Source organism: Polaromonas sp. C04 (genome assembly GCF_002002705.1).
GTDB lineage: Bacteria > Pseudomonadota > Gammaproteobacteria > Burkholderiales > Burkholderiaceae_C > Rhodoferax_A.
The window spans coordinates 342,866-369,440 of record NZ_MUNS01000020.1 but is presented as its reverse complement, the minus strand read 5'-3'; the positions used below and the strand labels follow the sequence as shown (position 1 = coordinate 369,440).

Below are 26,575 nucleotides of genomic sequence, written 5' to 3'. Positions count from 1 at the left end.
CTTTTCTCAAGAGAAAAAGGCCTCAAGCCCTTGTGTCGCCTGCGGGAGTCGCTATGCTTTTTGTAGCTCCCGAGCGACGCCGGCGGCGCCGTTTTTTCGGGGCGTCCGGCGTGCCGGCGTCGCCGGCGACGTCGTCACCCGCATCCTCGCCGGCTTCGGCGCTGGCGGGCGGGCGGGCTCCATCGGCATTGCCAGACGGCGCGGGGGAAGCAGGTTTGGCCGCCCGCACGCGCTGGCGCACGGGCTGCTGCTCCTGCCGGACCTGCTCGAGCAGGCCTTCGCGCTCGTCGTCGTTGGCCATGCTGAACTCCTGCCACCACGCGGCCAGTGCCTCGTCGATCTCGCCGACGTCGGCGCGCAGCCGCATGAAGTCGAACGCGGCGCGAAAGCGCGGCTGGTCCACCAGGCTGTAGGGCGTGCTGCCGGTGCGCTTTTCGAAGCGCGGCTGCATCATCCAGATCTCGCGCATGTCGCCGGCCAGCTTGCCGCGGCCCGACACATCGCCGATGCGCGCGTTGAACACGTCGTCGATCGCGTCCTGCAGCGCCGGGAAGGCGGGTTGCCGCTGGCGCCCTTCCGTGCGCTGGCGCCAGCCATCGCGCACATCGGCCCACAGCACGCATGAGAGCAGGAAGCTGGGCGCCACCGGTTTGCCCTCGCCGACGCGCCGGTCGGTGTCCTGCAGCGCCGCCTTCACAAAGGGCTGCTCCGCACGCTCCACCACCACGTCGAGCAGCGGGTAGATGCCGTGCGCCAGGCCCAGCAGCTTGAGTTGTTCGATGGTGGCCAGCGCGTGGCCGGTCTGCAGCAGCTTGAGCATTTCGTCGAACAGCCGGCTCTGCGGCACATCGGCCAGCAGGGCCTCGGATTTGACCAGCGGCTGCGCCGTTTTGGGATCGAGCTTGAAGCCCAGCGGGGCCAGCTTGGCCGCAAAGCGCACCGCGCGGATGATGCGCACCGGGTCCTCGCGGTAGCGCGTGGCCGGGTCGCCAATCATGCGCAGCACCAGCTTCTTGGCGTCCTTGATGCCGCCGTGGTAGTCCACCACGACCTGGTTTCTCGGGTCGTAGTACATGGCGTTGATGGTGAAGTCGCGCCGCACCGCGTCTTCTTCCTGCGGGCCCCAGACGTTGTCGCGCAGCACGCGGCCGGTCGAATCGACGGCATGCTTCATGCCGGCGAGCTCGCTCCTGCTGGTCTTTTCGTTGCCGGCCACCTGCTCGGCGGCGGCGTTGTCGAGGTAGGCGCGGAACGTGGAAACCTCGATCACCTCATGCTCGCGCCCGCGCCCGTACACCACGTGGACGATGCGAAAACGCCGCCCGATGATGAAGGCACGGCGAAACAGGCCCTTGACCTGTTCGGGTGTGGCGTTGGTGGCCACGTCGAAGTCCTTGGGGCGCAGGCCCAGCAGCAGATCGCGCACGGCGCCGCCCACGACGTAGGCCTCGAAACCCGCCTGCTGCAAGGTGCTCACGACATTGAGGGCGCGTTCATCCACCAGCTTGGGGTCGATGCCATGCACCGCCTGGCTGACTTCCACACGTTTGCCGAAATCGGGCTTTTTGGCCTTGGCGGCGGTGGATTTGGCCGGGTCTTTGCCCAGCAGTCTGTCGATAAATTTTTTAATCATGATTTGGAAAACAGGTCCAGTATGAGCCATCCGCGCTCGCCGGCGAGGGCACGAAGGCGGTCGTCCGGATTGGTCGCTATGGGGTGGCGCACCTTCTCCAGCAGCGGCAGATCGTTGATGGAATCGGAGTAAAAAGTGCTGTCCACGTCGGCCCAGCCGAGCTGGCGCGCGGCCAGCCATTGTTCCATGCGCGTTACCTTGCCGCCTCGAAACGAGGGCACGCCGCGGATCTCGCCGTTGAACCAGCCGTCCGGCCCGCGCTCGAGTTGCACCGCAATCAACTCCTTGACGCCGAAGACATCGGCAATGGGGCGCGTCACGAACTCGTTGGTGGCGGTCACGACCAGCACCTCGTCACCCGCGCGCTGATGCTGTGCAACCAGCGCAAGCGCCTCGGGTCTGAGGTTCTTTTGCACCACATCCCGCATGAAGCGGGAGTGAGCAGCTATTGAATTGGTAGCGCCCTGGCGCCGCACGGCATCGATGGCAAAGCGCACATAGTCGTGCACGTCAAGCGTGCCGGCCTGGTACTGGGCATAGAACGCGTCATTCTGGCGCGCAAATTCGACCGGGTCGGTCCAGCCGATCTCGATGGTGAACTGCCCCCACGCATAGTCGGAGTCAATCGGCAGCAGCGTGTGGTCGAGATCGAAAAGGGTGAGTTTCACAGCCTGCAATTGTATTGACCCAGACTCACACGTTGTCCAGCATCGACTTGATCAGCGGAATGGTGACGGCCCGCTGGGTCTGCAGCGAATAGCCGTCGATCAGGTCGAGCAGCTGCACCAGGCTGCCCAGGTCCCGGCTGAAACGCGTGAGCATGAAGTCCATCACCTCGTCGCCCAGGAACACGCCGCGCGCATCGGCCTGCTGGCGCAGCACGGCGCGCCGCTCGGGCTCGCTGAGCACCTGCAGCTGAAACACGTGGCCCCAGCCCAGGCGCGAGCGCAGGTCCTCGCGCAGCCTCAGGTCTGCGGGAGGCATCTCGCCCGCCGCCAGCACCCAGCGCGGCTGACCATCGCGCGAACTCATGGCGTTGACGAACCAGTTGAACGCCGCATGCTGTTGCACCGCGGTGTACAGATGCACGTCGTCGAGCAGCACGGTGGCCCAGTGCTCATTGAACTCGGGCGGCTGCGCCACGGACGCATCGAGCCAGCCCACGCTGGTGCCGCCGGCGCCCTGTTCGCGCAGCGCCTCGCGCACGCTTTTCAGCAAATGCGTCTTGCCGCTGCCGCTGGCGCCCCACAGATAGGTGGGAACTGGCGAGCGCGTCGGGTTGCCGGCCCACAGCTGCAGGTGCTTGAGCGCCGCCTCGTTGGGGCCGACGAAAAAACTGGCGAACGTGGGGCCGCTGGCCAGTCCGATATCAAGGGCGAGCTGTTTCATCGGTGATGTCCGCCCGGCCTCAGCCCCGGTACAGCTTGCTCGCGAGGTAGCTCGCACGCACGCGCCGGACGCCGACCAGCAGCACCGCGCTGGCGGGCAAGGCCACCAGCACGCCGACAAAACCGAACAGCTGGCCAAACGCGAGCAAGGCAAAAATGACTGCCAGCGGATGCAGGCCGATGCGCTCGCCGACCAGCCGCGGCGTCAGGAAGAAGCTCTCCACCAGTTGACCCAGGCCATACACCACCGCCACCATCGCCAGGGCCTTGATCGAGGCAAATTGCAGCAGTCCGGCCAGCGTGGCGAGTACCAGCCCCAGACCAAAACCCAGGTAAGGCACAAACACCGCCAGCCCGGTGAAGATACCGATGGGCATGGCCAGATCCAGCCCGAACAGGGACAGGCCCACGCTGTAATACACGGCCAGCATCAGCATCACCAGCAACTGGCCGCGCAGGTACTGGCCCAGCACGGTATCCGACTCGGTCGTGAAGCTGTCGAAAGCCTCACGCAGATGCGGCGGCACCAGCTCCACGATACGGGCCACAAACCGGTCCCAGTCCATCAGCAGGTAAAACAGCGCCACCGGAATCAGCACCGCATTGCCCACCACCGCCAGCGCCACGCTGCCGCCCAGCTTGAGCGACGAGAGCAGCGAGCCGAGCGTTTCTTCCACATTGCCATTGAGGTACTGAAGCATCAGGCCCTTGATGCTGGCCACATCCAGCGAGACCTTGACACCAAACTGGGCCAGCAGCGGCTCGATCCATCCGCTCAGCCGGTCCAGCAGCACCGGCACCTGGTCGCGCATCAGCGGCAGCTCCTTGGCCAGAATCGGCACCACCAGCAGCAACAGGCCGAGCAGCGCCACGATAAATACCAGCTCCACCAGCAGGACCGCCAGGACGCGCGGCATACGCCCGTGCCCGAGCCGGTCCAGCCTGTTCACCAGGGGCGTCAGCGCATAGGCCAGTACCGCCGCGACCACAAAGGGGGTGAGCACGGGACCCAGTTGCCACAGCGCCAGCAAAAACAGGATGGCGATGGCGATCCAGGCAGCGGCGCGTTTTTGAACAGACGTGAATTGCATGCGGGCGGTTATTGAAAGACATGGGCCCGAGCAGAAATATCGGCGCGCGGGGTGAGCCCTTAAAATCAGGACAAATTCTATAGGGCTATGCACGCAAACCCGTCTGGCCACCTTCAATGAGCTCATCTGTCCCCTCCTCTTCGGGTTTAGCCCCCCTTTCCTACAAAGACGCCGGCGTCGACATTGACGCGGGCGATGCACTGGTGGAGCGCATCAAACCGCTGGCCAAAAAGACCCTGCGCGAAGGCGTTCTGGCCGGCATCGGCGGCTTTGGCGCGCTGTTCGAGGTGCCCAAGCGCTACAAGGAGCCGGTGCTGGTGTCCGGCACCGACGGCGTCGGCACCAAGCTCAAGCTGGCGTTCGAGTGGGCCATGCACGACACCGTGGGCATCGACCTGGTGGCCATGAGCGTCAACGATGTGCTGGTACAGGGCGCCGAGCCACTGTTTTTTCTGGACTACTTTGCCTGCGGCAAGCTCGATGTGGACACCGCCGCCGCGGTGGTCGGCGGCATCGCGCGTGGCTGCGAACTCTCGGGCTGCGCGCTGATTGGCGGCGAAACCGCCGAGATGCCCGGCATGTACCCCGCGGGCGAGTACGACCTGGCCGGCTTTGCCGTCGGCGCGGTGGAAAAGTCAAAAATCCTGACGGGCCAGGACGTCAAACCAGGCGACGTGGTGCTGGGGTTGGGCTCCAGCGGCGTGCATTCCAACGGTTTCAGCCTGGTGCGCAAATGCATTGAGCGTGCTGGCGGCCATCTCCCCGCCACGCTGGACGGCCAACCCTTCAAGCAGGCCGTGATGGCGCCGACGCGGCTCTATGTCAAGAGTGTGCTGGCGGCGCTGGCGGCGCATCCGATCAAGGCCCTGGCGCACATCACGGGGGGCGGCCTGCTGGAGAACATCCCGCGCGTCCTGCCCGAAGGCATGGCGGCGCATCTGCGCCAGGGCAGCTGGCCGCAAACCGAGCTGTTTGCGTGGCTGCAAAAAACCGCGGGCATTGATGATCACGAGATGAACCGCACGTTCAACAACGGCATCGGCATGGTGGTGGTGATTGACGCCGCCCACGCTGCAGCCACGGCGCAGACGCTGCGCGAGGCCGGGGAGACGGTGTTCGAGATTGGCGCCATCGCGCCGCGCGGCGAGGCCGGCGCGGTCGTCGTCAGCTAACCGCTTGCCGGCGGCGGGCTGCTAGCCAGGCGCAGATCCGTTCTTGGCGCGCCGAAGCTCGGCCACACGGTCGGCCACGGTATCGATGTCAAACGCTTCCTCGGCATGCACGAGGTAATTTTCAAGATCGAGCACCGCCTGCGCCGCGTTGCCCAGTGACGCATGGGCCAGGCCCCGATCGCGGTACTCGCCCCACGCCTGCGGCAGCAGGATGATCAGCCGGTCCTGTACCGCGATCAAGCGCGGCCAGTCCTGCTGGGTCTTGTGGATCTCCTTGAGGTTGCGCAGCATGCGGGCGATCATGTCACGCGGCGGCGTGGCCTGCAGATACAGGCCGATCGGCGCCTCGAAATCTTCCACCAGCCCGCTGCGCCGCTGGTAGGGCTCGAGCCGCTCGGACAGCTCTTCGCGGCTGAGCGACTGGCCACTGAACGGGTCGATCACCACCTGGCCCTTGGGCAGGTTCACCTTGACCATGAAGTGCCCCGGAAAGCCCACGCCGCGCGCGCTCAGGCCCAGCCCCTGGGCCAGTTCCATCCACAGCACGGCGAGCGAGATCGGGATGCCGCGGCGGGTGCGCAGCACGGCATTCAGGTAGCTGTTGTCGGGGTCGTAATAGTCATTGACGTTGCCGCCAAAACCGAGATCGCGAAAGAAAAACTGGTTCAACACCCGCAGGCATTGCAGCGGAGCGGCATCGGGCGCAATGCGGCGCTTGAGCCGGGCCAGCAGCTGGTCCACCTCGCCCAGCACCTGCTGCACATCAAGCTCGGGGTATTCGTCCTGCGCCAGGCTGGCAGCAGCCTCCAGCAAGGGAAAGTGCTCGTCAGACTGCACCAGGGCGGTGAAGAATTCCAGCGGCGTGGGCGCCCTCAGACTGATTTTCATGATGCCGTATTCGTGAAATTGTTCGACGCCTCATCGTTGTAACGGCGGCGCCGATTCGCGTCAAGATGGTGCCGCGCATTGCCCCTGCAGAAAACCAAACCGTTGCATTTCGTTGCATCCGATCGGCTTATAAAAAGCCGATCGACAGCCACGGGATGGCAACAATGATCAACAGCGCGATGAACAACACACCCAGATACGGCCACACGCGGGAAAACGCCTTGTCGGGCTCGACCTTGCCGATCGCGCAGGCGGCATAGAAGCCCACGCCAAAAGGCGGCGCAAAGAGGCCCAGCCCCATGGCAAATACCGCCACCATGGCGTAGTGAACCTCGTGTACGCCCACGGCGCGCGCGACCGGAAACAGCAGCGGGCCGAACAGCACGATGGCCGGAATGCCTTCGAGCACGCTGCCCAGAATCGTGAACATCAATGCCGAAATCAGCAGAAAGCCTATCTTGCCGCCCGGCACGTTGGTCATCAGCTCGACCAGCGAGCGCGAAAAGCCTGACTGCGTGAGCGCCCAGGCCATGGCGGTGGCGCAGCCGATGATGAGCAAAATGGCGCCGGACAGGGACGCCGTCCCCACCAGGATCGGGTACAGGCGTCCCCAGTCGAACTGGCGGTAAATGAAGATGCCGGCCAGCAGGGTGTAGACCACACCAACGGTGGAGACCTCGGTGGCAGTGGCCACCCCCTCGACCACCACGGTGCGGATCACGAACGGCAGCGCCAGCGCGGGCAGCGAGATCAGAAACAGTTTGCCGATCTGGCCCCACGTGGCGCGCGGCACGCCGCTCATGTCTTCATGCCGCATCTGGAAGTAAATCAGGATGCCCAGCGCCAGCATGCCGACCAGGGCCGGCAGCAGGCCGCCGGTGAAGAGCGCAGAGATGGATACGCCCGTCACCGCGCCAATGGTGATCAGGACCAGGCTGGGCGGGATGGTCTCGCTCATGGCGCCGGAGGCCGACAGCAGCGCCACCAATTCCCCTTCTTCCGCCCCGCGTTTTTTCATCTCGGGAAACAGCGCCGGCGCGATGGCCGCCATATCGGCCGCCTTGGAGCCCGATATCCCCGAGACCAGGTACATGGCGCCGAGCAGGACATACTGCAAGCCGCCGCGCACATGACCGAGCAGCGAGGCCAGAAAATCCACCATGGCCCGGGCCAGGCCCGTCATCTCGATCAGAGCCCCCAGGAACACAAACAGCGGCACCGCCAGCAAAATGATGTGCGACATGCCCTCGTCCATGCGGTTCACCACGATGGTGAGGGGCGCCGTGGTCGTGAGCACCAGGTAGCCCATCGTGGCGATGCCAAATGAAAAAGCGATGGGCACGCCCAACGCAACGCACAGGCCCACCAGGCCCACGAAAAAAATCAGTAAATTGATGTTGCCCAGGGTCATGAGCACGGGCTTCAGAAACCACAGCGCCCCCACCAGGGCGGCGATCAGAACGACGCAGCTCACCACCTCCGCCGCGCTGGAGCGCTCCAGCAGGCGCGCCAGCGCAATGGCCAGCATGAGCACGGCGCCGACACCAATGGCCGCCACGCGGACGCCGTCGTGCCACTCCAGCGCCGGCGTCGTGACGATCCATTGGTCGACAATATGATCGTAGGACGGCAATAGCAGCATCGCCACGAACAAAACGACCGTACAGGTCCCCAGCGTTTCGACCCAGGCCCGGCGCGCGGGCGACATCCAGTTCAAAAACGTGGCCAGGCGCATGTGTTCGCCGCGGCGCAGCGCGATCACGGCGCCGAGCATTGCCAGCCAGAGGAACAGGATGGAGGCGAGCTCGTCCGTCCACGTCAAGGGGGCATCGAAGACGTAGCGCGAAACCACACCGGCGAACAGGATCACGGTTTCCAGCACGACGAGGATCGCCGCGGGGACTTCCGTCACGAAGGCCATGGCCTTGTCGAAAAACGCCAGGGGTCGCGAGGTGCTGCGGGTCAGGATGTCGTCGGAGGTGTTCATGGAGAGCCCAAAAATCAGGCCCGCGTGGCGTGGAAGCCAGGGCGGGCCTGCGAACCGTCGCGGGCGGTTCAGGCCAGCTTGCCGGAGTATTTTTCCAGTTTGGACATCGCCTCGTCACCGAATTTCTTGCGCCAATCCTGGTAGAAGCCGGCCTTGGACAAGGTCTCGCGGAACGACTTGGGATCGGGGTCGTTGAAAATCATGCCCTTGGCCTTGAGCTGGGCCTCCACGCTGTTGTCGAGGCGGCGGATGTCGTCGCGCTGCTTCTCCACGGCCAGGGCGACATTTTTGTTGATCACGGCCTGGATGTCCCTGGGCAGCGAGTTCCAGCGTTTCCCGTTGGCCAGAATCCACTGGCCGTCCCACATGTGGCGCGTCATCGAGCAGTATTTTTGCACTTCATAGAGCTTGGCAATCTCGATGATGGCCAGCGGGTTCTCCTGGCCTTCCACGACCTTGGTCTGCAGCGCCGAGTACACCTCGCTGAAATTGATGCCCGTGGGCGCGGCGCCAAAGGCCTTGAACATCGACGTCCACAGGGGGCTCACGGGCACCCGGATCTTGAATCCCTTGAGGTCGGCCGCCGTGTTGATGGGTTTGGTCGATGTGGTGATGTTGCGATAGCCATTGTCCAGACACTTGTCGAAGGTGTGCAGATTGACCTTGTCGATGGCTCCACGGATGTACGCACCCAGGTCGCCGTCCATGGCGGCCCAGACCGTTGGATAGTCCTTGAAGGCAAAGGCCAGGCCGTTGATGCCGGCCACCGGCACCAGCGTCTGCAGAATCAGGCCGGACAGCGGGAAGATGTCGATGGCTCCCGAGCGCACCTGCGACAGCATGTCGGTATCGCCGCCCAGCTGGTTGTTGGGGAACACCTGGATATCGACCCGGCCATTGGTCTCTTTTTTGATTGCGTCGGCCGCCTCGCGAATGCGAATGGTCGACGGATGCGTTGCCGGGATATTGTTGGCCCACTTCAGCGTGAATTCGGCGGTTTGCGCGAAGACCGGTTGCCCGAGGGAGGCCAGCGCCCCGATGCCGGCGGCACCCTGGATAAAGGTGCGACGCGGGATGGTGGTGATTGGGTTGGATGCAGCAGTCATGGTGATGTCTCCAGTTTATTTTTGATGAAAATAATAGGTGGACGCACAGTCTAGTACATGACCAGACCGCCATCGGCCACCAGTGTCGCGCCGGTCACGATCGAGGCGTCGGGCGACAGCAGGAAGGCAATGCTCTTGGCGATTTCCTCGGGCGCCGCGGTCCGGTTTTGCACCGCCATGCCCTCGACACGCTTGCGGTGCGCCTCGTTCTTCCAGGCCTCTTCGATCATCGGCGTGAGGGTCGCGCCAGGCGCGACGGTGTTCACGCTGATGCCCCTGTCGGCCAGCGCCCGCGCGGCGTTCTTGGTCAACGCCAGCACACCGCCCTTGCTGGCGGCATAAGCCGCGGTACCCGAGAGGCCGCCGCCGCGCAGACCCGCCACGCTGGCCACGGTGCAAATACGCCCGCCGGGCTGCATGTACCGGGCCGCTTCGCGCAGACACACAAAGGTGCCAATGACGTTGACGGCGTACACCTCGCGAAACGTGTCCACCGTGATGTCCATGAATGGCGTGGTGTCCGCCACGCCGGCGCAGGTCGTGAGGGCGTCGAGCCCGCCCAGCCATTCGCAGGCCCGGGCAAATGCTGCCACCAGGGCGGCCTCGTCGGCGACATCGACACCGAGCCCCAGACTGCGTCCACCAAAGGCGCTGGCACGCTGCGCGACCTGCAGCACGCCGCTTTCGTTGATGTCCAGGCCCACGACGTCGTAGCCCGTGCGCGCCAGCTCCAGCAGCGTGGCGGCACCGATGCCACTGGCCGCCCCCGTGACGATCGCCTTGCGCTTGTCAGCCATGAGGATGCTCCTTCAGTGAAGTTGGGCCAGCAGCGCGTGCACGGCGCCGGCGATTTTTTCAGGGGTCAGGCGCGCCTCGTTTTCGAGCACCTGGGCGTAACCCACTGGAATGCGCGGCGCGCCCAGACGCCGGACCCGGCAGCCGGTCTCCTGTGCCGCGCTCGCCGCAATTTCCGCCCCGAATCCCGATGCCTGGACCGCCTCGTGCACCACCAGCAAACGCCCGGTCTTGGCGACCGATTGGTACACCGCATCCTTGTCCCAGGGCCACAAGGTGCGCAGGTCGATGACGTCCGCACGGATGCCTGCCAGCGCCGGCAACGCCAGCGCCTGCAGGGTGACGCCGACGCCGCGCGACCAGGTCACGATGGTCAGGTCGTGGCCTTGAACCAGGCGCCTGGCCTGCCCCAGCGGAACCTCCTCGCCGGCGATCACCTCGCCCTCCAGCCCCCACAGCTCCTTGTGCTCCATATAGATCACGGGGTCGCCCGAGGCCAGCGAGGCCTTGAGCAAACCGTAGTTGTCCTGCGGCGTCGCGGGCGTCACCACGACCAGACCGGGCATGTGCGTGAACCACGCCTCCAGCGATTGCGAATGCTGCGCGGCCGAGGCAGACCAGATGCCGATCGGCATGCGCGCGACCAGCGGCACCCGCCCCTGCCCGCCAAACATGTAGCGGTTCTTGGCGGCCTGGTTGACGATCTCGTCCATCGCACAGAGCGCGAAATCGATCACGCGCATTTCCACCACCGGGCGCAAGCCGGCCAGTGCCATGCCCACGGCCGCACCCATGATGTTGGCCTCGGAAATCGGCGTGTCGATGACGCGCTCGGGGCCGAACTCCTGCGGCAGGCCGCGGTACTGGCCGAACACGCCGCCGCGCCCCAAGTCCTCGCCCAGCGCCACGACGCGGGGATCGGCGCGCATCGCTTCCTGCAACGCCAGGCACGCAGCCTGGGCATAGGTCATTTTTTCGCTCATTGCCACATCCCCGCGCCGGTGTTGAGGATGTCCTCGTAGGCGGCGCTGGCCTCGGGCCAGGGCGCTGCCTCCGCGACCTGCAGCGCATGTTCGATTTCGGCCTGGGCTTCGGCGTCGATCCGGTCGATCACCGCCTGACTCACGCCGCGGGCGATCAGCTTGCCGGCGGCAAGCCGCAGCGGGCCGGCGAGCTTGGCCGCCGCGACTTCCCCGGGGTCCCGGTAGGTGCCGGGATCGACCGAGACATGCCCCTTGAAACGATAGGTCACCGCGTGCAGAAAACGCGGGCCGCCACCGCCGCGGACTTCCGCGATCAACCGTGCGGCGGCCTGGTCCACGGCTTCCACGTCATTGCCGTCCACCTTGAGCGACGGAATCGCCAGCGCCCTGGCGCGCGCCGAGACGCCCTCCCCCGCCGTCATGGTGTCCGTGGGCGTCGTCGCAGAAATGCGGTTGTCTTCACAGACGAACAACACCGGCAGCTGATAGACCTGCGCCCAGTTCAGTCCCTCCAGAAAAGGCCCTCGGTTGGCGGCCCCATCGCCAAAAAAGCAGGCCACGACATGGGGCTGTTTGCGGATCTTGAGCGCATGCGCCGCGCCCGTGGCGATCGGGATGCCGGCCGCCACCACGCCGTTCGCGCCCAGCATGCCCACCGAAAAATCGGCGATATGCATGGAGCCGCCCTTGCCCTTGTTGTAGCCCGTGGCGCGGCCGAACAGCTCGCACATCATGCGGCTGCTACCGGCCCCTTTGGCCAGCGTGTGGCCATGGCCGCGATGCGTGGAGGTCAGCAGGTCTTCTTTTTGCAGGCTGATGCAGACCCCGGCCGCTACCGCTTCCTGGCCCGTGGACAAATGCAAGGGGCCGCGCACCAGCGCGGGCTTGGAGGACGCGGCCAGACCCCAGGCGGCGACGCCGCCCTGGCTGGCAATTTCGGCGGCATCTTCAAAGGCGCGGATACGCCGCATCAGCCGGTACAAGTCCAGCAACCGTTCATCAGCCATGTTTATTCTTCGCCTGTGAATGCCCAACGAGGCACGGCTGGCAGACCGATCGCACGAGGGGTCAGCGCAGCCGTTGTTACATTGATTTTATTTTCCCCGAAAATCCATTCACGTCTTGTTCGTGATAACCCGCGGCCCTGTGGCGTTCGCCCCTCAATGCCGCAGGAGTTTGCGGACTCTCAGGCCGGCGCCCCACAGCGCTACAAAATAAATAGCAGAAGACGAAGATAGCATAAGGGCTAGCAGCCAAATTCTCTTGAATTTTTCGGCGCGCAACCCGGTCCAGTCGAAAGCGCTGGCGCCCCACATCAAGAACACGGCGAGCAAGGCGCTGGCCGCAATCACCTGCATCAAATACACGCCCCAGCCCGGCAACGGCCGGTAGCTGCCGCGCCGCACCAGGATCGCCAGCAACCACAGCGCATTGACCAGCGCGCCGATGCTGATCGACAGCGTCAGCGCCGCATGCTGCAGCGACGGCACCAGAAAATAATTCAGCACCTGGACGAACACCAGCACGCACGCCGCAATGCGCATGGGCGTGGCGGTGTCCTGGCGCGCATAGAAGCCGGGAGCCAGTATCTTGATGGCCACGATGCCGAGCAGTCCCACGCCGTAATTCATCAGGGCGGCAGCGGTACGCCCGACGTCCAGTGCGGTGAAGGCCCGGTAGTCAAACAGCGTCGCCACCAGCGGCCTGGCAAACAGCAGCAAGCCGACGGCGCAGGGCACCGACAGCAGGACCACCAGGCGCAGGCCCCAGTCCAGCATGGCCGAATATTCAAGGTCGTTGCGGCTGGCCTGGGCCGCCGCCAGCTGCGGCATCAGCACCACGCCCAGCGCGACGCCCAGCATGGCCGTGGGGAACTCCATGAGCCGGTCGGCATTGGTGATCCAGGTCACGCTGCCAGGTGCCAGGTGCGAGGCGATCTGGGTGTTAATCAGCAGCGATATCTGCGCCACGCTCACGCCCAGCAGCGCCGGGCCCATCAGGCGCAGGACCTTGCGGGTGCCAGGGTCCGCCCAGGCGGCCTTCATGGCCGCCATGCTGCACCCCAGGCGGGGCAGCATGCCCAGGCGTTTGAGTGCGACCCATTGCACCCACAGCTGCAGGACACCGCCCAGCATCACGCCCACGCATTGGGAGTAAATCGGCTCTATGCCATAGCGCTTGAACAGCGGGCTGGCCACCACGATGGCCAGGATAAGGGCCACGTTCAGCAACACGGGCGACACCGCCGGCATCGCAAACTTGCGCCAGGTGTTCAGAATGCCCCCCGCCAGCGCCACGAGGGACATGAAGCCGATGTAAGGGAACATCCAGCGCGTCATGACCACGGTTGCGTCGAACCCTCGCTGCTCAAAGCCACTGGCCAAGGCCCAGACCAGCACGGGCGCACCCACCACGCCGGCCACACACACCAGCAGCAGCACCCATGTCAGGAGCGTGGCGACATGGTCGATCAGCGCGTGCGCGCCGGCGTCGCCATGCTCGGCCTTGCAGGCCGACAGCACCGGCACAAAGGCCTGGCTGAACGCCCCCTCGCCAAACACCCGGCGAAACAGGTTGGGAATGCGAAAGGCCACGTAGAACGCGTCCGTCATCGGACTGACCCCGTACACCGATGCAAACAGCACATCGCGCACCAGGCCGGTCACGCGCGAAGCCAGGGTCAGCAGGGAGACAGTGGAAGCAGACTTGAGCAAAGACACCGGGCGAGTGTAGCTGGGGCGCCGCAGCCAACCGGTGCCCTGGAGCCAAAATCGTCGGCACTGCTACAATTGAGGGCTTTGCTGGCAACATCCCCTAACACACAAGGAACAGACTTATGGCCTCAGCCAAACCCAAAAAGAAGAACCCGCGCCTCGCGTCGGGCCGCAAACGCGTCCGCCAGGACGTCAAGATCAACGCCGCGAACACCTCGCTGCGTTCCAAATACCGCACCGCGGTGAAGAACGTCGAAAAAGCCGTTCTCGCCGGGGACAAAGCCAAGGCCACCGAGCTGTTTGGCAAGATGCAGGCCGTGGTGGACACCGTGGCCGACAAGGGCATCTTTCACAAGAACAAGGCCGCTCGCGACAAGAGCCGCCTGAGCACCAAGGTGAAAGCCCTGGCCACCGCCGCCTGAACAAGGCAAACCGCCCGGACTGATTTCAGTCCGCCGTTTTGTGGGGTGCGCTGCTCAAGCAAAGAGCAAAAAAGCCGTCGAAAGACGGCTTTTTTGTGTCCGGATTCCGCCGGGGCTCAGGCTTTGGGCGGATCGGGCAGCAGGCAGGCCTCGATCGTCTGCAGATCGTTGTCCCTGGCGAAGTTCAGGCAGAAGTCCCAGGCCATCACGTCGTAGTCGCGCAGGTCACGGTTCACCACCACGCACTTCACGCCGCCCAGCGTCGTCGGAAAGCACCAGGGCGAATAGCTCAGGTGACTGCCCGCCCTGGCCCCGCCAGGGCGAAACGGACTCATCACGCCGGCCAGCCGCTCGGCCCAGTCGCTGGGGCGGAAGGTCTTGCCATCGCGAGTGATACCCTGGATAAAGACTTCTTTGGTGGGACTGGTGGCCATCGGGCAAAGGCTGTTGAACAGCGGCATTTCCGGAGGATCACTCCTTGCTGCACTGCACAATTATTGTATCTTATATAAGACTTGAACCCAGGCCGCCCGCCGCATCACAGTGATGCGCAATGGTCAAAAAACAAAATAGCCTGTGCGCCTAAAATCGTGCTTCAACGGCTCAACTTCTCGTTGGGCCGTTCTGTTTTGGAATCCCTTTGGAGTGAAAGACATGAACGCTGCCGTGCCCCCGTTTCTCGAAGCCGCCTCCCCGCACACCATGAACACCTACGCCCGGGTGCCGATTGCGCTGTCGCATGGGCAGGGCTGCCGCGTCTGGGACATCAACGGCAAGCCCTACCTCGATGCGCTGGGCGGCATTGCGGTCAACACGCTGGGCCACAACCACCCCCGGCTGGTGCCCGCGCTGCAGGACCAGATCAGCAAGATCATCCACAGCTCCAACTACTACCATGTGCCCAACCAGGAAAAGCTGGCGGCGAAGCTGGTGGAGCTGTCGGGCCTGACCAATGTGTTTTTCTGCTCCACCGGTCTTGAGGCGAACGAGGCCGCGCTCAAGCTGGCGCGCAAGTTCGGCCATGACAAGGGCATCGAGCGGCCCGAGATCGTGGTCTACGAGCACGCCTTCCATGGCCGCAGCATCGCGACGCTGTCGGCCACCGGCAACGAGAAGGTGCAAAAGGGCTTCGGCCCGCTGGTGGAAGGCTTCATCCGGGTTCCGCTGAACGACATCGAGGCGCTCAAGGCCGCCACCGCCGGCAACCCCAACGTGGTGGCGGTGTTCTTCGAGACCATCCAGGGCGAAGGCGGCATCAACCCGATGCGCATCGAGTACCTGCAGCAGGTGCGCCAGCTGTGCGATGCGAACGACTGGCTCTTGATGATCGACGAGGTACAGTGCGGCATGGGCCGCACCGGCAAGTGGTTCGCACACCAGTGGGCCGGCATCAAGCCCGACGTGATGCCGCTGGCCAAGGGCCTGGGCTCGGGCGTGCCGATCGGCGCGGTGGTGGCCGGCCCGAAAGCCGCGAATATTTTCCAGCCGGGCAACCACGGCACCACCTTCGGCGGCAACCCGCTGGCGATGCGCGCCGGGGTGGAGACCATCCGCATCATGGAAGAAGACGGCCTGCTGGAAAACGCGGTCAAGGTAGGCGCGCATCTGAGGGCCGCGCTGGCCCGCGAGCTGGCCGCCGAGCTGGCCGACCCCAAGGGCGTGAAGGAAATCCGCGGCCAGGGGTTGATGCTCGGGGTCGAACTGGCCAAACCCTGCGGCGAGCTGGTCAAGCGCTGTGCCGACAAGGGGTTGTTGATCAGCGTCACGGCCGACAGCGTAATCCGCCTGGTGCCGCCCTTGATCATGACCCCGGCCGAGGCGGACGAAGTGGTGGCGATTTTGTGTCCGCTCATCAAACAATTGCTGACGGAGACGCCATGAAACACTACCTGCAATTTTCCGACCTCGGCGCCAATGAGTACGCCTACCTGTTCGAACGCGCGGCCCTGATCAAGAAAAAGTTCAAGGCCTACGAAAAGCACCAGCCGCTGATTGACCGCACGCTGGTCATGATCTTCGAGAAGGCATCGACCCGCACCCGCGTGAGCTTTGAGGCCGGCATGTACCAACTGGGCGGCTCGGTGGTCAACCTCACCACCGAAGGCAGCCAGCTGGGCCGCGCCGAGCCGATCGAAGACAGCGCCAAGGTGATCAGCCGCATGGTGGACCTGGTGATGATCCGCACCTACGAGCAGACCAAGATCGAGCGTTTTGCCGAACACTCGCGTGTGCCCGTCATCAACGGCCTGACCAACGAGTTCCACCCGTGCCAGATCCTGGCTGACATATTTACGTACATCGAGCACCGTGGCTCCATCAAGGGCAAGACCGTGGCCTGGGTCGGCGACGGCAACAACATGGCCAACACCTGGCTGCAGGCGGCCGAGATCCTGGGCTTTACCGTGCATGTGAGCACGCCCAGCGGCTACGAGGTGGATCAGTCGGTGGCCGGCATCCGCTCGACCGACAGCTACAAGGTCTTCCAGAATCCGATGGACGCCTGCGCCGGGGCCGACCTGGTCACCACCGACGTCTGGACCAGCATGGGCTTCGAGGCCGAGAACGAGGCGCGCAAAAAAGCCTTCAACGACTGGTGCGTGGACGGGGACATGATGCGTGCCGCCAAGCCGGATGCGCTGTTCATGCACTGCCTGCCCGCGCACCGCGGCGAGGAGGTCGAGGCCGACGTGATCGACGGCCCGCAGTCGGTCGTGTGGGACGAGGCCGAGAACCGCATGCACGCACAAAAGGCGCTGATGGAGTATTTGCTGCTGGGGCGCGTCGACCCAGTGTGAGCGCCGCCTCCCCGCGCCCCCCACAAAAGCCCGGACAGAGACTGCCCGGGTTTTTTATGCCGCCAGGAACATCGCCTGCAGGTCGCTCAGGAAATCGAAGCCGCGCACCGTCGGCTTGACGCTGACAAGGTCACGCTCGATCAGGCCCTTCTGTTCGGCCTCCACGAGTCCTTGCTTGATGGCGGTAAACGCCAGGCCGGTGCGCTCGGAAAACCGGGACAGCTCGAACCCGTCCTTCAGACGCAGCGCGTTCAGCATGAACTCGAACGGCAGCTCGGCGCGGCCGACCTCCTCGTCCTGCGCCACGGCCTGCCCGGCGAGCGCGTTGTCCATGTACAGCCGGGGCTCGCGAAAGCGCACCTGGCGCACGATGCGGTGCGCAAAACTCAGCTTGCTGTGGGCGCCCGCGCCAATGCCCAGATAGTCGCCGAACTGCCAGTAGTTCAGGTTGTGCGCGCAGCGGTGGCCGGGTTTGGCATAGGCCGACACCTCGTAGCGCTCCAGCCCCGCGGCAGTGGTCAGCTCGGTGATGCGGTCCAGCATGGCGTAGGCCATGTCGTCCTCGGGTACCACCGGCGGGAATTTGGCGAAATAGGTGTTGGGTTCGATCGTCAGGTGGTAGATCGAGATGTGAGGAGGGTTTAGCGCAAGCGCAGTCTGGATATCCTGCTCTACATCTTGTAGCGTCTGGCCGGGCAGCGCATACATGATGTCGAGGTTGAAGGTGTCGAACGAGGCCGCGGCTTCTTCCACCGCGGCGAGCGCCTGGACCCGGTCGTGCACCCGGCCCAGCGCCTTCAGGTGCGCATCGTTGAAGCTCTGCACGCCCACCGACAGACGCGTCACGCCCGCGCCGCGAAACGCCTTGAAGCGGTCTTTCTCAAAGGTGCCCGGATTGGCCTCCAGCGTGATTTCACAATTGGGCTCCAGCGGCAGCCGCGCCCGGATGTCGCCCAGCAGCCGGTCGATGGCCTGCGGCGAGAACAGGCTCGGCGTGCCGCCGCCGATGAACACACTGTGAATCGTGCGGCCCCAGACCAGCGGCAGCGCGGCCTCGAGATCGGCCACCAGCGCATCGAGGTAGCGCTGCTCGGGCAGCTCGCCCGGCTTCATTTCGTGCGAATTGAAATCGCAGTAGGGGCACTTGCGGATGCACCAGGGCAGGTGCACGTACAGCGCCAGCGGCGGCAACGTGAACAGTTGCAAGGTACCGGGCCGCATGTAATGCTGGATGTCGTTCATGCGATCAATCCCGGCGGCTCATGATGCCGGCAACCAGCGTTCGCGCATCAGGCGCAGCATGTCGCGCGCCGCCTGCCCGCGATGGCTGTGGGCATTCTTGACCTCGCCGGGCAGTTGCGCAAACGTCTTGCCGAATGCCGGAATGAACATCACGGGGTCGAACCCGAAGCCGTTGCTGCCCGCCGGTTCGCGCGCGATCTCGCCGACCACGCGCCCGACCGCGATCAGCGGCTCCGGGTCCTGCGGCGAGCGCACGGCCACCAGGGTGCTGACCAGCGCCGCGCGGCGGTTCTCCAGATCCTTCATTTGCTCCAGCAGGGCGCGCACATTGTTGGCGTCGCCCTTGGCATAGCCAAACTGCGTGGCGTAGAACGCGGTGTCCACGCCGGGCAGGCCGCCAAAGGCATCGACGCACAGGCCCGCGTCGTCGGCCAGCGCGGGCAGGCCGCTGTGCTGCGCAGCGTGGCGGGCCTTGGCGAGCGCGTTTTCCACGAAGGTGCGAAACGGCTCCTCGGCCTCGGCGATGCCCAATTCGGCCTGGCGGATCAACGCCAGCCCCAGCGGCGCCAGCATGGCCTGCAGTTCGGCCAGCTTGCCCGGGTTGTTGGATGCGAGAACAATCTTCATGAAATCAGGCTCTAGCCCATATGGGGCGTTGGCTTTCAGCTATTTATTTGATAGTGACTGCTTTTGCGCCAGCACCAGATCACGGATGCCCTTGTCGGCCAGCGCGAGCAGCGCATCCATTTCCTGGCGCGAGAACGCGGCACCCTCGGCCGTGCCCTGCACTTCCACATAATGGCCGGCGCCGGTCATCACCACATTCATGTCAGTGTCGCAGGCGGAATCCTCGGTGTACTCCAGATCCAGCAGCGGCGTGCCCTGCACGATGCCGACCGAGATGGCAGCCACATGGTCCAGGATCGGCGAGGCGGCGAGCTTGCCTTGCGCGATCAGTTGGCCCACCGCATCCTGTGCGGCCACGAAGGCGCCAGTGATTGCCGCCGTGCGCGTGCCGCCGTCGGCCTGCAGCACGTCGCAATCCAGATAGATCGTGCGCTCGCCGAGTTTTTTCAAGTCGAACACCGCGCGCATCGAGCGCCCGATCAGGCGCTGGATTTCCTGCGTGCGCCCGCTCTGCTTGCCGCGCGCGGCCTCGCGGTCGCTGCGCGTGTGGGTGGCGCGCGGCAGCATGCCGTACTCGGCCGTGACCCAGCCTTCGCCGCTGCCCTTTTTGTGACCCGGCACTTTTTCCTCGACCGACGCTGTGCACAAGACTTTGGTATTGCCGAATTCGATCAGCACCGAGCCCTCGGCATGGATCGTGTAGTGGCGCGTGATGCGCACGGGACGCAGCTGGTCTGCGGCGCGGGCGCCGCTTCGTTGAAATTGACTCATGGTTCAGTGTGGAAAAGTTAAGGCGAAAGGCTGGAGAACACCCCCCGCAGGACTCAGGTCTTGCGGGCCGCGGAGCGCCGGATGGCTTCGTTGATCTCGGCAATGGAGCGCTCGATCGCGGCATCGTCGAGGTCTACCGCCGCGAGGTCGAGCAGACCCGCCTGGATGGTGGAGGCAAACACGCCGTCGCTGATGCTGTCGGTGGAAATGCCGCGCGTGGACTCGAACACATCGGGCGTTTCCCACTCCAGCGCGATCGCGGTCACGTTGTCGCTGCGGGCGCCGCCGCTGCGCAGGGCGCGCTCCACCAGTTCAGGCACCGCCCCGGACACGGGCTGCTGGCTCAGCTGACGCACGATTTCAGAGTCGTCGAGCGTGCCCCACAGGCCGTCCGAGCACAGCATGATCTTGTCGCCCTGCTGCAGCGTGATGGGCCCGGTGACGTCGAACCTCGGTTTGGTCGGGGAGCCGAGGCAGGTGAACAGGATGTTCCGGTTCATCGCCGTGAGTTTGCTCGCACCCGCGTTTTTATGTTCGATATAGGAGTGATCCCGTGTGCGGGTCAGCAACTCACCGTCGCGCACCACGTACAGGCGCGAGTCGCCGCAGTGAATCCAGGTGGCACTGGTGCCCTGCACGATGGCCGCCACCAGCGTCGTGCGCGGTGTGTCGAGCATGCCTTTTTCACTGGCGTAGCGCAGGATTTGATGATGTGCCGCCATCAACGCCGAGGCCAGAAACGCGGGCACATCCTTGACGATGGGGCGCGCCTCCTTCTGGTACAGCGCCGACACGATCTGCAGCGCAAGCTGGGAAGCGACCTCGCCCTCGGGGTGTCCGCCCATGCCGTCGGCCAGCACAAAAAGGCCGGACTCGCGGGTGTAGCAATAGCCCATGCGGTCTTCGTTTTTTTCGCGTCCGCCCCTGCGACTGACCTGAAAGACCGAAAACTTCATTTCGTCTTGGCGCCAAAGATCGTCACATTGCGCAGGTTCTTCTTGGTGTCCGTGATCACATTGTCAAACTGCAGCCGCACTTTTTCCCCGACAGTCAGCTTGGTGTAGCGCCGCTCGCCCTCCCGGCTCAGCTCCTTTTGCAGGGCAAAAACCGACTGCGGGCGCGACAGCGGATCGAGCGACATGCACCACTCCACCACCTCGATGAGGTTGTCCGAATACACACCGCGCAGGCGCGACAGCGCCAGCCCGAGCCGGTCCTTTTCCAGCCGCTGCGGCGCATCGTTGGGCGGATAGCCCTGCATGCAGGCATAAATGCAGGCGCCGATGGCATAGATGTCGGTCCACGGGCCCATCGAGGAGTCCCGGCGGTACATTTCGGGCGCGGCAAAACCGGGGGTGTACATCGGGCGGATGAAGTTGCCCTCTTTGGACAGCACCTCGCGCGCGGCGCCGAAATCGATCATCACGGCCCGGTTGTCATCGGTAATGAACACGTTGGCCGGCTTGATGTCCAGGTGCAGCATCTTGTGCTGGTGCACGATGCGCAGGCCACGCAGGATTTCGTCGAACAGCGAGCGGATGGTGGATTCGCGGAACACCTTTTGCTTCTTGAGCTCGCGCGCGGCAATGATGAAGTCCTGCAGCGTCGCCCCCTCCAGGTAGTTCATCACCATGTAGACCGTCTCGTTTTCCCGAAAGAAATTGAGCACGCTCACCACGGAGGCATGGGAGATCTGGGCCAGGGCGCGACCCTCTTCGAAAAAACTCTTGAGGCCGAGCCGGTACAGCGACAGCTTTTCGGGCTGCACCTGCGGCAGCAATTCGCCGGGGCCGCGGGTGGCGAGCGAAGAAGGCAGGTATTCCTTCACGGCGACCTGCTGGCCTTCGTTGTCAACGGCCAGGTAAACCAGGCCAAAACCACCGGCCGAGACCTTGCGCACCACGCGGTAGCCGCCAATCACGGTATCGGGCGGCAACGGAGCTGGTTTGACCTTTGACATAATTCGGGGCGGGTTGGCCTGCGACAGGCTGCATGGGAATCCGGTTATTCTCAGCGATCACGCAACGACCACTAACTACCGTCTATCAATGCCAGTTTACAGCATGACCGGCTATGCCAGCGCCCAGCACAGCGCGGCCGCAACCAGCCCCGAGCCGGATTTGAGAAGCCCGGCGCCCATGCGCCTCGGGCTCGAAATCCGCTCCGTCAACAGCCGCTTTCTGGACCTGACTTTTCGCCTGCCCGAGGAGCTTCGCCCGCACGAGCCGGCCCTGCGCGAGCTGTTGACCGCCCAGCTCAAACGCGGCAAGGTGGAGGTTCGTGCCGCGCTGGAGAGCGCCACCGCCAGCCCCCTGCCCGAGCCTTCCCCACGGCTGCTGCAGCGCCTGAACGTCCTGCAGGACAGCATCCAGGCCTGGCTGCCCGATGCGCCGCCGCTGAGCGTGGCCGATGTCATCCGCCTGTCGGCACCCGAGGGCCGGACCGATGCCGACTGGAGCCAGGGCTTGATGGCGCTGGCGGGCACCACCCTGCAAGCCTTGCTGGCCGCGCGCGAGCGCGAGGGCGCGCGCCTGGCGACCATGCTGCTCGGGCATCTGGCCCAACTGCGCGAATTGACCCGGCAAGCCGGGCCGCTGGTGCCCCGGGTAGTGGAGCAGCAACGCAACCGTTTTCTTGAGCGATGGAAGGACGCGATGGCGCTCACGGACGGCGCCACACTGCCCGAAGCGGCGCAGGACCGCGCCTTGAACGAGGCCACCGCCTTTGCCATTCGCATCGACGTCGCCGAGGAACTGACCCGCCTGGCCTCGCATCTGGACGAGATCGAGCGCCTTTTGACAAAAGGCGGCGAGGTCGGCAAGCGGCTGGATTTCCTGATCCAGGAACTGCACCGTGAGGCCAACACGCTGGGCTCGAAATCGGCGGCGCTGGAGCTGACCCACATTTCGGTGGACATGAAGGTGTTGATCGAGCAAATGCGCGAGCAGGTTCAGAATATCGAGTGACGCTACTATATTCATAGCACACTACCTACACCCTCTATGGACTACCCAGGTAATTTGTTCGTTGTCGCGGCCCCCAGTGGCGCCGGAAAATCCAGTCTCGTCAAGGCCCTGATGGAACTCGACGTGCGGGTTCAACCCTCGGTGTCGCACACCACGCGGGCGCCACGCGGCCAGGAAAAGCACGGCCGCGAATACTTCTTCGTGTCCCAGCAGGAATTCGACGCCATGATTTTGGGCAGCGCCTTCGTGGAGTGGGCGAACGTGCACGGCTTTCGCTATGGCACTTCCAAGAAAGCCATCGAGGAGCGCATCGCGCAGGGCGCCGATGTGATTCTTGAAATTGATTTCCAGGGGGCGCTGCAGATCAAGAAGACCTTTGCCAACGCCGTGCTGATCTTCATTCTTCCTCCCAGCTGGGACGAGCTGCGGTCCCGGCTGGAGCGCCGCGGCGAAGATTCACCCGAGGCGATCGAATTGCGGCTGAAGAACGCCGAGCTCGAAGTGGCGCAGGCCCACGAGTTCGACTTCGTTATAATCAACGAGTTGTTCGAGCGGGCGCTTTTCGACCTGAAAGCGATTGTCCACGCGCAACGGCTCAAATTCTCGGCCCAGCGCCGTGCCCGGGCCGACACTTTCCAGACACTGCACATTGCCTAGATTACCGGAGAACTTCATGGCCCGTATCACCGTTGAAGATTGCCTGCTGCAAATCCCGAACCGTTTCCAGCTGGTGCTGGCGGCCACCTACCGCGCCCGCATGCTGAGCCAGGGACACGCCGCTAAAATCGAGAGCAAGAACAAGCCGGGCGTGACCGCCCTGCGCGAGATCGCCGCGGGCAAGATCGGGCTTGAAATGCTCAAAAAAGTACCCAACTGATTGGGCTCTCGCCTCATCCCGAAAAAGCACCGCAATCCGGTGCTTTTTTTATGGCCCGATCACACGAATATCGGCTCCGCGCTACATTTAGGGGATGGGCGCCGTGCTTAACCTCACCCCTGCCGGAAGCGGCAGGGCCTCGACTGGCTTGAACCCGGGCGAGGCCAGCGTGGCTGCGGCCAACGCGGCCGCGGCCAGCTTTGCCGCGCTCACGGCCAAACTCGACTACCTGGAGCCATCCGAGGCGGAGCAGGTACGGCTGGCGTACCGCTACGCCGACCAGGCCCATCTAGGGCAGCTTCGCAACAATGGCGAGCCCTATATCACCCACCCGATTGCCGTCGCCGCCCAATGCGCCGAATGGAAGCTCGACGCCCAGGCCCTGATGGCGGCCTTGCTGCACGATGCGATGGAAGATTGCGGCATCACCAAACCGGACCTGATCGAGCGTTTTGGCGCGCCGGTCGCCGAACTGGTCGATGGCTTGACCAAGCTTGAAAAGCTGCAGTTCACGACCCGAGAGGAAAACCAGGCCGAGTCGTTCCGCAAGATGCTGCTGGCCATGGCCCGCGATGTGCGCGTCATCCTGATCAAGCTGGCCGACCGCACCCACAACATGCGCACCCTGTCGGATGTGCCGCGGGAAAAATGGGGCCGCATCTCGTCGGAAACGCTCGACATCTATGCCCCCATCGCGCACCGGCTGGGCCTGAACCAGACCTACCGCGAACTGCAGGACCTGTCGTTCAGCCATTTGCGGCCCTGGCGCTACAGCGTACTGTCCAAGGCCGTGGCCAAGGCGCGCAGCCGCCGGCGCGACCTGATCCAGAAGGTGCAGCGGGACGTCGAGGCCGTATTTAGCGCCGCCGGCATGCAGGTACGCATCTCGGGGCGGGAAAAGAGCCTGTATTCGATCTACAGCAAGATGAACGACAAGCATCTGAGCTTTGCGCAGGTCACCGATATCTACGGCTTTCGGGTGATCCTGTCCGACATTCCGGATTGCTACAAGGCCCTGGGCGTTCTGCACCAGCTATACAAGCCGGTTCCCGGCAAATTCAAGGACCACATCGCCATTGCCAAGGTCAACGGCTACCAGTCGCTGCACACCACGCTGGTCGGTCCCTCGGGCGTCAACGTCGAGTTCCAGTTGCGCACGGAGGGGATGAATGTGGTGGCGGAGTCGGGCATCGCGGCGCATTGGCTGTACAAGGCAAGCGAGCCGGGCGACGCCACGGGCGAGCGCATGGGCTCCAAATGGTTGCAGTCGCTGCTCGAAATCCAGTACGAGACCCACGATGCGGCCGAGTTCTGGGATCACGTCAAGGTCGACCTGTTTCCGGATGCGGTTTACGTTTTCACGCCCCGCAGCCAGATCATGGCATTGCCCCGCGGTGCAACCGTGGTCGATTTTGCCTATTCCATCCACAGCAATGTGGGCGACCGCACGGTGGCGGCCAAGATCAATGGCGAGCAGGTGCCGCTGCGCACCGAGTTGAAAAATGGCGACGTGATCGAGATCATCACGGCGCCCGTATCGGCGCCCAATCCGGCGTGGCTGGGCTTCGTGCGCACCGGCCGGGCGCGCTCCAAGATCCGGCACCACCTCAAGACACTCGCCTATGCCGAATCACAGGGACTGGGAGAGAAACTGCTCACCCAGGCGCTGCGGGCGGAAGGCATGGAAAAGCTGCCCGACAACGATGCGGCGCATCAAGCCATCTGGGACAAACTGCTGCGCTTTACGGGCAGCCGCAACCGCGAAGAACTGCTGACCGATCTGGGCCTGGGCAAAAGGATTGCCAGCATCGTTGCCAAGCGCCTGATGACCCTGCTCAGCGAGGGCGGCGAAAAACCCAATGCCGTGCTGATGACGCGCGAGCGCTACACGGCCCATGATCATGTGTCGCAGGGCGCCGTCACGCTCGACGGCAGCGAGAATGCTTCGGTACAGTTCGCCCAGTGCTGCAGACCCGTCCCGGGCGACGAGATCGTAGGCTATCTCGGGCGCGGCGAGGGCCTGGTGGTGCATACCAGCGACTGCGCGGTCGCCAGGCGGCTGCAGCACAAGGACAGTGAGCGTTTCATCACCGTGGGGTGGTCCGACGAGCCCGTGCGCACGTTTGAAACCTGCATCGTCACCACGGTCCACAATGGCAAGGGCGTCCTGGCCCGGGTTGCGGCGGCGCTGGCGGCGGCGGAAGCAGACATCACCCATATCGACATGAGCGACGAGATTGCACAGGATGCCACCGATTTGCGGTTTGTCATTGCCGTGCGCGACCGGGCACACCTGGATTCCGTGCTGCGCAACTTGAAGCGCACACCGTCGGTTTTGAAGGTCGTGCGGGCGGCGCCGGCCGCTTGACAGGCGCCCTTCCTCACGCCGCTGGCGGATAGGCCACCGCGAGCACCTCGATTTCCTGCGCCCCTGCCGGCGTCATCAGCTTCACGGCGTCCCCCTCGTGCGCTCTCAAGAGCGCCCTGGCGATCGGCGCAATCCAGCTCACCTGACCCTTCGCGCTATCTGCTTCGTCAATGCCCAAAATGGTCACGGTGCGCTCCTGGCCGGAGGCATCGGCATAAGTGACGGTGGCGCCGAAGAAAATCTGGTCACTGCCGTGATGGACGCTCGGGTCGGTGACCTCGGCAATCTCCAGCCGTTTCGTCAGGAAACGGATGCGCCGGTCGATTTCGCGCAGGCGTTTCTTGCCGTACAGGTAGTCGCCATTTTCCGAGCGGTCCCCGTTGCGGGCCGCCCAGTGCACGGCCTCCACCACTTTAGGCCGCTCACTGTCCATCAGCTCCAGCAATTCGGCGCGCAGCCGGGCAAATCCCGCGGGCGTGATGTAGTTTTTCCCGCCTGCAGGCAATGGCGCCGGCGACAGGTCGGCGTCATCGTCATCTGCATCGGTCTCTTTGGTAAAGGCCTTGTTCATGGTGGCTTCACAACCAATGAAAAAGCCCGCAATCCAGGGATTGCGGGCTTGTCGTTTGGTGCGGCTGGCAGGAATTGAACCCACGACCCCTTGGTTCGTAGCCAAGTACTCTATCCAACTGAGCTACAGCCGCGTAGCCGCAAATTGTAGCATGGCCCCAGCCCGGATTCGAACAGCCC

The 26,575-nt window shown here is 64.3% G+C and carries 26 protein-coding genes and 1 tRNA gene; 8 read left to right on the top strand and 19 right to left on the bottom strand.

What is annotated here, in order from left to right; genetic code table 11:
* Positions 1–22: 22 nt before the first annotated feature.
* The 4 genes from pcnB to B0E49_RS02960 are packed head-to-tail and all read right to left on the bottom strand — an operon-like array spanning position 23 to position 4,112.
* The gene (pcnB, locus tag B0E49_RS02975) at positions 23–1,633 is read right to left on the bottom strand and encodes a polynucleotide adenylyltransferase PcnB (protein WP_077560464.1); all 1,611 of its coding nucleotides are present in this window, start codon (positions 1,631–1,633) and stop codon (positions 23–25) included.
* Complete coding sequence (locus tag B0E49_RS02970) at positions 1,630–2,301, bottom strand: histidinol-phosphatase (RefSeq protein WP_077560612.1); 672 nt, start codon at positions 2,299–2,301, stop codon at positions 1,630–1,632. The genes pcnB and B0E49_RS02970 overlap by 4 nt, the downstream gene beginning before the upstream one ends.
* A 25-nt stretch (positions 2,302–2,326) precedes the next feature.
* Positions 2,327–3,022 carry a DnaA regulatory inactivator Hda gene (gene hda / locus B0E49_RS02965; RefSeq protein ID WP_077560463.1) on the bottom strand — a complete coding sequence of 232 codons (696 nt, stop codon included), beginning with the start codon at positions 3,020–3,022 and terminating at the stop codon, positions 2,327–2,329.
* Between the two features lie 19 nt (positions 3,023–3,041).
* A complete protein-coding gene (locus B0E49_RS02960; RefSeq protein WP_077560462.1) occupies positions 3,042–4,112 on the bottom strand; it encodes an AI-2E family transporter in 1,071 nt (356 codons plus the stop codon).
* Positions 4,113–4,228: 116 nt separating this feature from the next.
* Between B0E49_RS02960 and purM the strand changes: the two genes are divergently transcribed.
* Positions 4,229–5,284, top strand: a complete 1,056-nt coding sequence (gene purM / locus B0E49_RS02955) for a phosphoribosylformylglycinamidine cyclo-ligase (RefSeq protein WP_077560461.1) — start codon at positions 4,229–4,231, stop codon at positions 5,282–5,284.
* Positions 5,285–5,305: 21 nt separating this feature from the next.
* Here purM and B0E49_RS02950 read toward each other — a convergent pair whose 3' ends face one another.
* From B0E49_RS02950 to murJ, 7 genes are all read right to left on the bottom strand, one after another.
* A complete protein-coding gene (locus B0E49_RS02950; RefSeq protein ID WP_077560460.1) occupies positions 5,306–6,172 on the bottom strand; it encodes a SirB1 family protein in 867 nt (288 codons plus the stop codon).
* A gap of 127 nt (positions 6,173–6,299) precedes the next feature.
* Positions 6,300–8,159 (bottom strand): TRAP transporter large permease, encoded by a 1,860-nt coding sequence (locus B0E49_RS02945; RefSeq protein WP_077560459.1) that lies wholly within the window; start codon positions 8,157–8,159, stop codon positions 6,300–6,302.
* A gap of 68 nt (positions 8,160–8,227) precedes the next feature.
* Positions 8,228–9,265 (bottom strand): TRAP transporter substrate-binding protein, encoded by a 1,038-nt coding sequence (locus tag B0E49_RS02940; RefSeq protein WP_077560458.1) that lies wholly within the window; start codon positions 9,263–9,265, stop codon positions 8,228–8,230.
* A 50-nt stretch (positions 9,266–9,315) separates the two neighbouring features.
* Positions 9,316–10,062, bottom strand: a complete 747-nt coding sequence (locus B0E49_RS02935) for an SDR family NAD(P)-dependent oxidoreductase (protein WP_077560457.1) — start codon at positions 10,060–10,062, stop codon at positions 9,316–9,318.
* A gap of 12 nt (positions 10,063–10,074) precedes the next feature.
* Positions 10,075–11,043 carry an alpha-ketoacid dehydrogenase subunit beta gene (locus B0E49_RS02930; protein WP_077560456.1) on the bottom strand — a complete coding sequence of 323 codons (969 nt, stop codon included), beginning with the start codon at positions 11,041–11,043 and terminating at the stop codon, positions 10,075–10,077.
* The gene (locus B0E49_RS02925) at positions 11,040–12,050 is read right to left on the bottom strand and encodes a thiamine pyrophosphate-dependent dehydrogenase E1 component subunit alpha (RefSeq protein ID WP_286137758.1); all 1,011 of its coding nucleotides are present in this window, start codon (positions 12,048–12,050) and stop codon (positions 11,040–11,042) included. The genes B0E49_RS02930 and B0E49_RS02925 overlap by 4 nt, the downstream gene beginning before the upstream one ends.
* A 153-nt stretch (positions 12,051–12,203) precedes the next feature.
* Positions 12,204–13,763, bottom strand: a complete 1,560-nt coding sequence (gene murJ, locus B0E49_RS02920) for a murein biosynthesis integral membrane protein MurJ (protein ID WP_077560455.1) — start codon at positions 13,761–13,763, stop codon at positions 12,204–12,206.
* 116 nt (positions 13,764–13,879) lie between these two features.
* On the opposite strand from murJ, the gene rpsT reads away from it, so the two are divergent.
* Positions 13,880–14,179 carry a 30S ribosomal protein S20 gene (gene rpsT, locus B0E49_RS02915; protein ID WP_077560454.1) on the top strand — a complete coding sequence of 100 codons (300 nt, stop codon included), beginning with the start codon at positions 13,880–13,882 and terminating at the stop codon, positions 14,177–14,179.
* A 116-nt stretch (positions 14,180–14,295) separates the two neighbouring features.
* On the opposite strand, the gene B0E49_RS02910 is transcribed toward rpsT, so the two are convergent.
* Positions 14,296–14,613 carry a DUF3579 domain-containing protein gene (locus B0E49_RS02910; RefSeq protein ID WP_077560610.1) on the bottom strand — a complete coding sequence of 106 codons (318 nt, stop codon included), beginning with the start codon at positions 14,611–14,613 and terminating at the stop codon, positions 14,296–14,298.
* Between the two features lie 220 nt (positions 14,614–14,833).
* Here B0E49_RS02910 and B0E49_RS02905 point away from each other — a divergent pair, with 220 nt between their 5' ends.
* Both B0E49_RS02905 and argF read left to right on the top strand, forming a co-directional pair.
* Positions 14,834–16,060, top strand: a complete 1,227-nt coding sequence (locus B0E49_RS02905; RefSeq protein ID WP_077560453.1) for an aspartate aminotransferase family protein — start codon at positions 14,834–14,836, stop codon at positions 16,058–16,060.
* Positions 16,057–16,974 (top strand): ornithine carbamoyltransferase, encoded by a 918-nt coding sequence (argF, locus tag B0E49_RS02900; RefSeq protein WP_077560452.1) that lies wholly within the window; start codon positions 16,057–16,059, stop codon positions 16,972–16,974. The genes B0E49_RS02905 and argF overlap by 4 nt, the downstream gene beginning before the upstream one ends.
* Positions 16,975–17,028: 54 nt before the next feature.
* Here the strand turns inward: argF and hemW are convergent, their stop codons facing one another.
* The 5 genes from hemW to B0E49_RS02875 are packed head-to-tail and all read right to left on the bottom strand — an operon-like array spanning position 17,029 to position 21,574.
* Positions 17,029–18,216: a radical SAM family heme chaperone HemW gene (hemW, locus tag B0E49_RS02895; protein ID WP_077560451.1), complete on the bottom strand. Its 1,188-nt coding sequence runs from the start codon at positions 18,214–18,216 to the stop codon at positions 17,029–17,031.
* Between the two features lie 18 nt (positions 18,217–18,234).
* Entirely contained in the window at positions 18,235–18,843 is a 609-nt protein-coding gene (rdgB, locus tag B0E49_RS02890; protein ID WP_077560450.1) for an RdgB/HAM1 family non-canonical purine NTP pyrophosphatase, read from the bottom strand.
* A gap of 39 nt (positions 18,844–18,882) precedes the next feature.
* Complete coding sequence (gene rph, locus B0E49_RS02885) at positions 18,883–19,614, bottom strand: ribonuclease PH (RefSeq protein ID WP_077560449.1); 732 nt, start codon at positions 19,612–19,614, stop codon at positions 18,883–18,885.
* Positions 19,615–19,667: 53 nt separating this feature from the next.
* Complete coding sequence (locus B0E49_RS02880; RefSeq protein WP_077560448.1) at positions 19,668–20,570, bottom strand: PP2C family protein-serine/threonine phosphatase; 903 nt, start codon at positions 20,568–20,570, stop codon at positions 19,668–19,670.
* Positions 20,567–21,574 (bottom strand): serine/threonine protein kinase, encoded by a 1,008-nt coding sequence (locus B0E49_RS02875; protein WP_077560447.1) that lies wholly within the window; start codon positions 21,572–21,574, stop codon positions 20,567–20,569. The genes B0E49_RS02880 and B0E49_RS02875 overlap by 4 nt, the downstream gene beginning before the upstream one ends.
* Before the next feature lie 88 nt (positions 21,575–21,662).
* Here B0E49_RS02875 and B0E49_RS02870 point away from each other — a divergent pair, with 88 nt between their 5' ends.
* The 4 genes from B0E49_RS02870 (at position 21,663) to B0E49_RS02855 (ending at position 25,825) form a co-directional block, all read left to right on the top strand.
* A complete protein-coding gene (locus B0E49_RS02870; protein ID WP_077560446.1) occupies positions 21,663–22,580 on the top strand; it encodes a YicC/YloC family endoribonuclease in 918 nt (305 codons plus the stop codon).
* Positions 22,581–22,616: 36 nt separating this feature from the next.
* Positions 22,617–23,237: a guanylate kinase gene (gene gmk / locus B0E49_RS02865; protein ID WP_077560445.1), complete on the top strand. Its 621-nt coding sequence runs from the start codon at positions 22,617–22,619 to the stop codon at positions 23,235–23,237.
* A gap of 16 nt (positions 23,238–23,253) precedes the next feature.
* Positions 23,254–23,457, top strand: coding sequence for a DNA-directed RNA polymerase subunit omega (rpoZ, locus tag B0E49_RS02860; RefSeq protein WP_077560444.1), 204 nt, complete (start codon positions 23,254–23,256; stop codon positions 23,455–23,457).
* Positions 23,458–23,551: 94 nt separating this feature from the next.
* Positions 23,552–25,825, top strand: coding sequence for a RelA/SpoT family protein (locus B0E49_RS02855; protein ID WP_077560443.1), 2,274 nt, complete (start codon positions 23,552–23,554; stop codon positions 25,823–25,825).
* Between the two features lie 13 nt (positions 25,826–25,838).
* On the opposite strand, the gene greB is transcribed toward B0E49_RS02855, so the two are convergent.
* Together greB and B0E49_RS02845 are read right to left on the bottom strand one after the other, a co-directional pair.
* On the bottom strand, positions 25,839–26,396 hold the full coding sequence (gene greB, locus B0E49_RS02850) for a transcription elongation factor GreB (RefSeq protein ID WP_077560442.1): 558 nt from the start codon (positions 26,394–26,396) through the stop codon (positions 25,839–25,841).
* 56 nt (positions 26,397–26,452) lie between these two features.
* Positions 26,453–26,529: transfer RNA gene (locus B0E49_RS02845), tRNA-Arg, on the bottom strand.
* Positions 26,530–26,575 lie beyond the last annotated feature (46 nt).